Raw genomic sequence first — 9,692 nt, 5'->3', positions numbered from 1 at the left:
ATAAAATATATAAAATGTACTCGTGTTCAAAATGATAATTTTATAATAAAAAAAAGACTGAATCTTAAATATTAAGAAACAGTCCTTAAAAAAGTTTTTAAAATTAATTATTTTTGATATACATCAAGCTTATTATATGGAATTTCAATATTTTTCTTTCTAAAATCAATTATAATTTGCTCCATTATATCATAGTATGTATCCCAATAATTTTCTCTATTGACCCAAGCTCTAAGAACAAAGTCAAGGGAACTAGCATTATGAGCTTTAAGTCTTATAACATACCCTTTGTCATGAAGAATATCTTTGTGATTGTCTAAAATATTTTTTATTGTACTTTTAACAAGTTCAATATCAGAATCATAACTTACACAGATTAAAGTATCGATTCTTCTTTCTGGATTTTTAGAAGCATTAGTAACAGCAGAATTAGCAAGGCTACTATTAGGGATAGTTATTCTAAAGTTTTCTAAAGTAACTATTACAGTGTATAAAATATATATACTTTCAACTGTACCAGAACCACTAGAAGTAACAATATAATCTCCCTTTGAAAAAGGTTTGAAGAAAAGAATAAGAACTCCCCCAGCTAGGTTTGCTAAACTTCCTTGTAAAGCTAAACCAACAGCTAAACCTGCAGTACCTAAAACTGCCATAAGAGAAGTGGCTTTAATACCTATTCCACCGATTATAAAGAAGAAAAATATTACATAAGTAAGAGCATTTATTAAAGATATAATAAAGCTTCTAAGAAGAGGGTCAATTTTATTTTTATTTAAAACTAACTTGAAGAAATTAATAATCCCTTTATTTACTGGTTTAAAAATAATAAAAATAAATAAAATCCATAGAAATTTAAAAAGTAAACTTGGTGCCATTTTTATAGCATCGTCCATTAATTCATTTAAAAATAACTGAAGTTTTGAAACTTGAGCCATATCTACTATGTCTACATCTACCATAGAAAAACCTCCTTGATATAAATTTTTATTCTACTTGTTATTATAACATATTATAGAAATAATAAAAATAGTTACACATAATATTTTATATTATGGTATAATTTTTTTGAGGTGATATATTGAAAATAAATGTTAATAATATAATAATATCAATTATAAAAAATCAAGATAAAGAGATTGAAAAAGAGGTTATCAAAAGAGGAATCTCAAAGGATAATATTGAAAGAATCTCTTGGTTAAAAAGATCGATAGATAGTAGAAAAAAATCAGATATAAAGTTTGTATATAATGTTGAAGCCATTTTAAAAAATCCAGTTGATGTAAAAAAATTAAAAAATATTTCAATTCCTAAAGAGGAGAAATATAAAAAGAGAATCTCAGTAGACAATACCCAAAAAATTTTAGTTGTAGGTGCTGGTCCAGCAGGACTATTTGCAAGTTTAAGACTTGTAGAATATGGCTACAAACCAATAATTATCGAAAGAGGAGAGGATATTGATAGTCGTGATAAGACCGTTGATACTTTCATAAAAAAAGGAATTTTAACCAAAGATTCTAATATTCAATTTGGAGAGGGTGGAGCTGGAACTTACTCTGACGGAAAACTTAATACTAGAATAAGAAGTGAATATATAGATAAAGTTTTTAGAGAGTTTGTTGACTGTGGAGCTCAAGAGGAGATAATGTGGGATTATAAACCTCATATTGGAACTGATGTCTTAAAAGGTGTAATAAAAAATCTTAGAAATAAAATTATTTCAATGGGTGGGAAATTTTATTTCAATAATAGGCTGGAAGAGATCTTTGTAGAAGATGGAAAAGTTGTAGGAGCTTTAATAAAAAATAATAAAAATCAAATGGAAGAGTTAAAACTAGATGGTATTATTTTAGCAGTTGGACATTCTGCAAGAGATACTTATAGAATGTTACATAAAAAAGGTGTGTTTATGGAAAATAAACCTTTTGCGGTGGGAGCTAGAATAGAACATCCAAGAAAAGATATTGATGAAATGCAATATGGAAAGTTTGCTGGTCATAAAAATTTAGGAGCAGCTACTTATAATTTTACATACAATAATTATGAAGAAGAAAGAGGGGTATTTTCTTTCTGTATGTGTCCTGGAGGAGTAATTGTTAATGCAAGTTCCCAAGAGGGAGGCTCTTTAGTTAATGGAATGAGCTATTCAGGGAGAGATGGAAAATTTTCAAACTCAGCTTTGGTAGTTGGAATTAAAGAAAATGAGTTTGGAGAACATCTTTTCTCAGGAATGGAGTTTCAAGAAAAGTTAGAACAAAAAACTTATGAGATAGTGAAAGAATATGGAGCTATCTACCAAAGTGTTCCAGATTTTTTAGAGGGAAAAGTGACAGAAAAAGAGATAGAGTCAAGTTATCAGATGAAAAAAACACCATATGATTTGAATAAATTTTTCCCAGAAGTAATAACTAGAAATATGAAAATGGCTCTTAGATATTGGCAAAAAAATTATCCGTTATTTGTAACAGAAAGAGCTAACCTTATAGCTCCAGAAACTAGAACTTCAGCTCCAGTAAGAATAACTAGAGATGAAAGAGGAGAAAGTTTAAATATAAAAGGACTTTATCCAATAGGAGAGGGAGCTGGTTATGCTGGTGGAATAGTTAGTGCTGGAGTAGATGGACTTAAAATAGTTGATAATATTTTTACAAAAGTGATAGAAGGGTAGAGGAGAAAAAATGCAAAATACACCAAATTCAAATAGGATAAATATAGCAATAATTGGTTCTACTAATGCTGGAAAATCATCTCTTTTGAATAGTATAACAGATCAGGAAATTTCTATAGTGTCTGATGTAAAAGGAACTACAACTGATAGTGTAAAAAAAGCTATGGAGCTTATTCCTTTTGGACCAGTTTTATTTATTGATACAGCTGGTTTAGATGATGAAACTGAGCTTGGAAAATTAAGAATAGAAAAAGCAATAAAAGAAATAAAAAAATCAGATTTTGCTATTTATGTTATAGATGGAAATAATTTTTCTGAAAGAGATTATAAGGAAAATATTTCATTTTTAAAAAAGAATAATATTCCTTATATAGTAACAATAAACAAAGAAGATTTATTGTCAGAGGAAAAGAAAAATGAAATAAAAAAAACAATAAAAGATTGTATATTTATTTCAACTAAAAATAGAGAGAGCGTTTTAAAATTTAAAGATGAGCTTATAAAAAAATTAAATATTTTAGAGGAAGAACCAAGCTTATTAAAAGGAATAGTTTCTTATGGTGGGAAAATAGTTTTGGTAGTTCCTATTGATTCTGAAGCACCAAAAGGACGTTTAATTTTGCCACAGGTACAAGTTATAAGAGATGCATTGGATAATGGTTTACAAGTTATAGTTTGTAGAGATACTGAGCTTGAAAAAATTTTAGAAGAAAATAAAAATATAGATCTAGTAATTACAGATTCCCAAGCTTTTAGAATAGTAGATGAGATAGTTAAAGATAGATTTCCACTTACAAGTTTTTCAATATTATTTGCTAGGCAAAAGGGTGATTTAGATAAACTTTTAGATGGGATAAGTCAAATAAAAAATCTTAAAGAAAACTCAAAAATATTGATTACAGAAACTTGTACACATAATACTTCTCATGAGGATATTGGAAGAGTGAAAATACCAAAACTTTTAGAAAAAAAATTAGGAAAAAAATTTGATTTTACATTTTCAGCAGGAAAAGATTTTCCAGAAGATTTAGAAAAATTTGATTTAGTTATCCATTGTGGTGGTTGTATGATAACTAGAAAAAATATGGAAAATAGAATAAATTATTGCAATAATAGTGGAGTGAAAATCACTAATTATGGTTTAGTTCTTGCTTATCTTACAGGAATATTGGAAAAAGCAATAAAATCAATAGTTTAATAAAAGTTTAGGAGGCAACTATGGAAATTAAAAAAGTTTTTGGATTTTATTTTAGTCCAACACATTCGACTAAAAAAATAACAGAAAAAGTAGTAGAGGGAACAGGAAAAGAATTTGAAAATATTGATATGACTTTTTCTTGGAAAGAATTAAAAGAATATTCTTTTGATAAAAACGATTTGGTAATTTTTGGTTCTCCGGTTTACTCTGGAAAAACACCAAAATTTTTAAGAGAAAGTATGAAAAAATTCAGAGGAAATGAAACTCCAATGATTATAATAGGAGTTTATGGAAATAGAGCCTATGAAGATTATTTTGTAGAGGCGCAAGATATATTTGAAGAAAATGGATTTAAAGTTATAGGAGCAGGGGCATTTTTAGGAGCACACTCTTATACTACAAAGGTAGCAGAGGGACGTCCAACAGTTGAAGATTTAGAGAAAGCGTTTTCTTTTGGAAAAGATATTATTTCAAAATTAGAAAAAATAGATGCGTTAGAAAGTATAGTTTTACCTGGAAATAGACCTTACAAAGATGATGGAGTTTCAAGAAATGTAGCACCAGAGCCAACAGAAGATTGTAAAAATTGTGGAGCCTGCGTAAATGTTTGTCCAACAGGAGCAATAAAAACTCCAAATGAAGTTGATCCTACAAAATGTATTTTATGTCACGCTTGTGTAAGATTCTGTAAATTTGGAGCAAGAAAAGTTAAAGGAGATGCAATAAAACCATTTATAGATTTTCTTGAGGGAAAATGTATGGATAGAAAAGAGATAGAAGTATTTTTATAAAAAATAATATTGAAACTACTTTTAATTGAAATAAAAAAGCTGTTATATTTTTACAACAGCTTTAATGATTTTAATTTTAAGTAGTTTTTATTTTTTACTAGTCAAAGTAGAGTAAAGAACAGTTCCTAAAATAATAACTCCCCCAATAATAGTTCTTTGACTAGGGATTTCATTTAAAATAAAAGATGCTGCAATAATTGCGTAAAGAGGTTCTAAACAAAATATAATACTTGATGTTTTTGCTTTTATATGTTTTAAGGCACTTATTGCTAAAGTGTGAGCAAGAGCTGTAAAAACAATACCAAGTAGAGCGATTAAAAGTATCTCTTTTAAAGGTGCCGTTTCTTTATTAAATAGTAGGTAATATGGAGTAAGAATCATTACAACAGTAAGTTGCTCATAAAGAGAAACAACAGACCCAGAATATTTTTTTACCATATTTCTATTCCCTAAAGAAAATAGTGCATAACTAATACCAGAGATAACTCCCCAAATAGCTCCCATTGTCATATTATCAGTAAAATCAAATTTAGGAACAACAAAGAAAATACCACTAAAAGCAATAATTGCAATAATTATATCTTTTATGTGTAACTTTTCTTTAAAAAATATTGGCTCTAAAAAAGTTACAAATATAGGAAAAGTTGAAAAAGTCAAAAGTCCTATTGCTACAGTAGAAAGTTTTATTGAATAAAAGAAAGTTATCCAGTGGAAAGTAAGAATAGTTCCAAGGGATAAAAGCCAATAAAGATCCTTTCTATTTTCTATATTAATAGATTCTCTTTGAAAATTTAACATTCCTCCAAGAGAAAGAAATGAGAATACACTTCTTCCAAGTATTAGAGTAAATATTGAAACAGTTGTTAACTTTCCAAATAATCCAGAAAATCCAAGTAAAAAAACAGCTAAATGAACTTGTAATAAACTTTTAGTTTTTGTATCCATAAAATCTCCTTAAAAATCGTTTTACTTAATTTTACGAGAAAAAATATAAAAAGTCAATAAACACTTGGAAAATAAAAACTTTTTTACTTGACAAGATAGGGTGAAGAGTGTTAAAATAAAATGCTAAAAAATGCACATTGATTATTTCTAAACTCGGTGCCGAAAGGTTGTTTAGTTTTGAGGTCAATGGACGGCATAACCAAAAATATATTCAGGAGGAAAAAAATGGCAGTAGTAACAATGAAACAATTACTTGAGTCTGGAGTACATTTCGGACACCAAGCGAAAAGATGGAATCCAAAAATGGCAAAATACATCTTCACAGAAAGAAACGGAATCCATGTAATCGACTTACACAAATCATTAAAGAAAATTGAGGAAGCTTACGAAGTAGTAAGAGAAATCTCTGCAAACGGAGGAAACTTCTTATTCGTAGGAACTAAAAAACAAGCTCAAGAAGCTATGAAAGAACAAGCTGAAAGATCTGGAATGTTCTATGTAAACAACAGATGGCTTGGTGGAATGTTAACTAACTTCCAAACTATCAAAGGAAGAATAGCTAGACTTAAAGAATTAACAAGAATGGACCAAGACGGAACTTTAGACACAGCTTACACTAAAAAAGAAGCAGCTAACTTAAGAAAAGAATTAGAAAAATTAAATAAAAACTTAGCAGGAATCCAAGATATGCCAGGAGTACCAGCAGCTTTATTCGTAGTAGACGTTAAAAAAGAAGCTCTTGCTGTTGCTGAAGCAGCTAACTTAGGAATACCAGTAATCGCTATGATCGACACTAACGTAGATCCAGACAACATTACTTACCCAATCCCTGCAAACGATGACGCTATAAGATCAGTAAAATTAATGTCTACATTAGTTGCAAACGCAATAATCGAAGGAAGACAAGGTTCTGAAGAAAAAGTAGAAGAAGTAGCTACTGAAACTACAGAAGCTGAAGAAGTAGTAGAAAACGGATCAGCAGAATAAGAAAATCTTGTAAAAATATTTTCAAGGAGGATAATATAATGGAAATTACAGCTAAAGCAGTAAAAGAGTTAAGAGAAATGACTGGTGCTGGAATGATGGATTGTAAAAAAGCACTTAAAGAAACAGATGGAGATATGGATAAAGCAATAGACTACCTAAGAGAAAAAGGTATGGCTAAAGCAGTTAAAAAAGCAGGAAGAATCGCAGCGGAAGGATTAATCTTCGACGGTGTTTCTGCAGACCATAAAAAAGCTGTTGTTATAGAATTCAACGCTGAAACAGACTTCGTTGCTAAAAATGACGAATTCAAAAACTTCGGAAAAACTTTAGTAGAAATCGCATTAAATACAGATGCTAAAACAGTTGAAGAATTAAAAGCTCAAAAATTAGAAGATGGAAGAACAGTAGAGGAAGCTCTAGTTGCTTTAATCGCTAAAATCGGAGAAAATATGAACATCAGAAGAATGGAAAAAGTTGTTGCAGAAGGATTTGCTACTACTTACAACCATCTTGGTGGAAAACTTGGAGTAATCGTTGAATTAGACGCTGAAATGACTCCAGAAAGATTAGAAAGAGCAAAAGGAATAGCTATGCACGTTGCAGCTATGAACCCTGGATTCTTAAACTCTACTCAAGTTACAACAGAAACTTTAGAACATGAAAAAGAAATTGCTAGAAAACAATTAGAAGCAGAAGGAAAACCAGCTAAAATAATCGAAAACATCTTAGTTGGAAAAATGAAAAAATTCTATGAAGAAAACTGTCTAGTAAACCAAGTTTATGTAAGAGCAGAAAATAAAGAAACTGTAGAACAATTTGCAGGAGATATGAAAGTTGTTTCTTTCACTAGATACAAAGTTGGAGAAGGAATCGAGAAAAAAGTAGAAGATTTCGCAGCAGAAGTTGCAGCTCAAATTAAAGGATAGTACTTCTTAAGAAAAAACAATTAGGGGATGCAATTTAGCATCCCTATTTTTTTAAATAACGACTAGGAGGAAATAATGAAACCTGTATATAAGAGAATATTATTAAAACTAAGTGGAGAAGCATTAATGGGAGATCAAGAATTTGGAATTGATCCAAATGTAATAACTTCTTATGCAAGACAAATCAGAGATGTTGTTAATCTAGGAGTAGAAGTTGCAGTAGTTATCGGTGGAGGAAATATCTTCAGAGGTCTTTCAGGAGAAGAAATAGGAATAGATAGAGTAACAGGAGACCATATGGGTATGCTTGCTACAATGATAAATTCACTAGCTCTTCAAAATGCTATCGAAAAATTAGGAATACCAACTAGAGTTCAAAGTGGAATAGAGATGCCAAAAGTTGCAGAACCTTTTATTAAAAGAAGAGCACAAAGACATTTAGAAAAAGGAAGAGTTGTAATATTTGGGGCTGGAACAGGAAATCCATATTTTACAACAGATACAGCAGCTGTATTAAGAGCTGTTGAGATCAATGCAGACGTAGTAATCAAAGCTACAAAAGTAGATGGAATTTATGATAAAGACCCTGTAAAATACAGTGACGCAGTAAAATATGAAACAGTAACATATACAGAAGTTTTAAATAAAAACTTAAAAGTTATGGATGCTGCAGCAATATCTCTTTGTAGAGATAACAAACTTCCATTAATCGTATTTAATTCTTTAGTAGAAGGAAATATTGAAAAAGTAGTAATGGGAGAAAAAATAGGTACAGTAGTAGTATAATTAAATATAGGAGGGATTTTATGAGTAAAGACTTACTAATTAAAGAATGTAAAGAAAAAATGGAAAAAACTATCGAAGCAACAAAACATAAATTTGCAGGAATAAGAGCTGGAAGAGCTAGCGTTGCTATGTTAGACGGAATAAAAGTAGAACAATATGGTTCTCTAATGCCATTAAATCAAATAGGAACAGTATCAGCTCCAGAAGCAAGACTTTTAGTAATAGATCCTTGGGATAAATCAATAATACCAGCTATAGAAAAAGCTATAATGACAGCAAATATTGGATTAAATCCAAATAATGATGGTAGAGTTATAAGACTTATGGTACCAGAATTAACAGCTGACAGAAGAAAAGAATATGTAAAATTAGCTAAAAAAGAAGCTGAAGAAAGTAAAGTTGGAGCTAGAAATATAAGAAAAGATATAAATAACAACTTAAGAAGACTTCAAAAAGCCGAAGAACTTACTGAAGATGAATTAAAATCAGCTGAAGAAGAAGTTCAAAAATTAACAGATAAAGCTATAAAAGATATAGATTCTTTATTGGCATTAAAAGAAAAAGAAATTACTACAGTTTAAAAAAACTCTTGCATATATTTTCAGTTGAGAGTATAATAAGGATGTTCTGATAGATTTTTTTATCTGGTAGAGAACTGAAAATAAATAATTTGGAGGGTTTTGATGTTACAAGGAAAAGTTAAATGGTTTAACAAAGAAAAAGGATTTGGATTTATTACTTCTGAAGAGGGAAAAGACTATTTCGTACATTTTTCAGGGATTGTTGGAGAAGGATTTAAAAATCTTGAAGAGAACCAATCTGTTAGCTTTGAAGTAGAAGAAGGAGCTAAAGGACCAATAGCTGTTAAAGTAACAGTAGTAAAATAGTCAATAAGACTAAAATAGTTCAATAAAAAAATGAAAAACTGCCTTTTGGCAGTTTTTTTGTCTTAGTGAATGTAAAAAGTTTTTTATTTGCAAAATGTTAAATAAGTGATATACTAAGATATATTAAAAATCGAGGAGGCTCAAATGAAAGGTATTATAACAGTACTAGGAAAAGATAGAGTTGGAATTATAGCAAAAGTATGTGAATTTTTATCTAAAAAAAATATAAATATTTTAGATATTTCTCAAACTATAGTTAATGGTTACTTTAATATGATGATGATAGTAGATATGTCAAATGCTACTGATTCTATGGAAATTGTAGCAGATGGATTAGCTGAAGTAGGAAAAGAATTAGGTGTTGTTGTAACAATGCAACATGAAGATATTTTTAATTGTATGCACCGTATATAATAAAGAATAAGAGACTAACTATTAAATGTCAAGTCAAAAATAAAAAAATTAAATAAATTTGTTAATTTAAAAAAATGCATCACAAAAATA

The 9,692-nt window shown here is 29.4% G+C and carries 11 protein-coding genes; 9 read left to right on the top strand and 2 right to left on the bottom strand.

From position 1 onward, the window contains the following. Positions 1 to 107 precede the first annotated feature (107 nt). On the bottom strand, positions 108 to 962 hold the full coding sequence (locus tag I6E15_RS09660) for a mechanosensitive ion channel family protein (RefSeq protein ID WP_235247567.1): 855 nt from the start codon (positions 960 to 962) through the stop codon (positions 108 to 110). A 119-nt stretch (positions 963 to 1,081) separates the two neighbouring features. Here I6E15_RS09660 and I6E15_RS09655 point away from each other — a divergent pair, with 119 nt between their 5' ends. Genes I6E15_RS09655 through I6E15_RS09645 form a run of 3 tightly spaced genes read left to right on the top strand, consistent with a single transcriptional unit; the run spans position 1,082 to position 4,657 of the window. Continuing rightward, a complete protein-coding gene (locus tag I6E15_RS09655) occupies positions 1,082 to 2,668 on the top strand; it encodes an NAD(P)/FAD-dependent oxidoreductase (protein ID WP_235247566.1) in 1,587 nt (528 codons plus the stop codon). Between the two features lie 10 nt (positions 2,669 to 2,678). Further along, on the top strand, positions 2,679 to 3,866 hold the full coding sequence (gene hydF / locus I6E15_RS09650) for a [FeFe] hydrogenase H-cluster maturation GTPase HydF (protein WP_235247565.1): 1,188 nt from the start codon (positions 2,679 to 2,681) through the stop codon (positions 3,864 to 3,866). A 20-nt stretch (positions 3,867 to 3,886) separates the two neighbouring features. Continuing rightward, positions 3,887 to 4,657: a flavodoxin family protein gene (locus I6E15_RS09645; RefSeq protein WP_235247564.1), complete on the top strand. Its 771-nt coding sequence runs from the start codon at positions 3,887 to 3,889 to the stop codon at positions 4,655 to 4,657. Between the two features lie 87 nt (positions 4,658 to 4,744). Here the strand turns inward: I6E15_RS09645 and I6E15_RS09640 are convergent, their stop codons facing one another. Then, on the bottom strand, positions 4,745 to 5,602 hold the full coding sequence (locus I6E15_RS09640) for a DMT family transporter (RefSeq protein WP_235247563.1): 858 nt from the start codon (positions 5,600 to 5,602) through the stop codon (positions 4,745 to 4,747). Positions 5,603 to 5,827: 225 nt separating this feature from the next. Between I6E15_RS09640 and rpsB the strand changes: the two genes are divergently transcribed. The 6 genes from rpsB (at position 5,828) to I6E15_RS09610 (ending at position 9,602) form a co-directional block, all read left to right on the top strand. Further along, positions 5,828 to 6,589 carry a 30S ribosomal protein S2 gene (gene rpsB, locus I6E15_RS09635; protein WP_177161406.1) on the top strand — a complete coding sequence of 254 codons (762 nt, stop codon included), beginning with the start codon at positions 5,828 to 5,830 and terminating at the stop codon, positions 6,587 to 6,589. A gap of 35 nt (positions 6,590 to 6,624) precedes the next feature. After that, complete coding sequence (gene tsf, locus I6E15_RS09630) at positions 6,625 to 7,515, top strand: translation elongation factor Ts (protein WP_235247568.1); 891 nt, start codon at positions 6,625 to 6,627, stop codon at positions 7,513 to 7,515. Between the two features lie 72 nt (positions 7,516 to 7,587). Next, positions 7,588 to 8,301 carry a UMP kinase gene (pyrH, locus tag I6E15_RS09625; protein ID WP_177161421.1) on the top strand — a complete coding sequence of 238 codons (714 nt, stop codon included), beginning with the start codon at positions 7,588 to 7,590 and terminating at the stop codon, positions 8,299 to 8,301. 20 nt (positions 8,302 to 8,321) lie between these two features. Beyond that, positions 8,322 to 8,882 (top strand): ribosome recycling factor, encoded by a 561-nt coding sequence (frr, locus tag I6E15_RS09620; protein WP_177161407.1) that lies wholly within the window; start codon positions 8,322 to 8,324, stop codon positions 8,880 to 8,882. A 102-nt stretch (positions 8,883 to 8,984) separates the two neighbouring features. Next, on the top strand, positions 8,985 to 9,188 hold the full coding sequence (locus I6E15_RS09615; protein ID WP_177161408.1) for a cold-shock protein: 204 nt from the start codon (positions 8,985 to 8,987) through the stop codon (positions 9,186 to 9,188). 144 nt (positions 9,189 to 9,332) lie between these two features. After that, positions 9,333 to 9,602, top strand: coding sequence for an ACT domain-containing protein (locus I6E15_RS09610; protein WP_235247562.1), 270 nt, complete (start codon positions 9,333 to 9,335; stop codon positions 9,600 to 9,602). Positions 9,603 to 9,692: the final 90 nt, after the last annotated feature.

Origin of the sequence: Fusobacterium perfoetens, from assembly GCF_021531475.1 — a bacterium.
GTDB lineage: Bacteria > Fusobacteriota > Fusobacteriia > Fusobacteriales > Fusobacteriaceae > Fusobacterium_B.
The sequence above is the reverse complement of the archived record's forward strand: the minus strand, read 5'-3'. Positions and strand labels throughout refer to the sequence as shown.

Coding starts and splice junctions, on each gene's coding strand:
- I6E15_RS09610 (WP_235247562.1), top strand. CDS start 9,333: ATGAAAGGTATTATAACAGTACTAGGAAAAGATAGAGTTGGAATTATA.
- I6E15_RS09660 (WP_235247567.1), bottom strand. CDS start 962: ATGGTAGATGTAGACATAGTAGATATGGCTCAAGTTTCAAAACTTCAG.
- frr (WP_177161407.1), top strand. CDS start 8,322: ATGAGTAAAGACTTACTAATTAAAGAATGTAAAGAAAAAATGGAAAAA.
- I6E15_RS09640 (WP_235247563.1), bottom strand. CDS start 5,602: ATGGATACAAAAACTAAAAGTTTATTACAAGTTCATTTAGCTGTTTTT.
- hydF (WP_235247565.1), top strand. CDS start 2,679: ATGCAAAATACACCAAATTCAAATAGGATAAATATAGCAATAATTGGT.
- I6E15_RS09645 (WP_235247564.1), top strand. CDS start 3,887: ATGGAAATTAAAAAAGTTTTTGGATTTTATTTTAGTCCAACACATTCG.
- rpsB (WP_177161406.1), top strand. CDS start 5,828: ATGGCAGTAGTAACAATGAAACAATTACTTGAGTCTGGAGTACATTTC.
- I6E15_RS09615 (WP_177161408.1), top strand. CDS start 8,985: ATGTTACAAGGAAAAGTTAAATGGTTTAACAAAGAAAAAGGATTTGGA.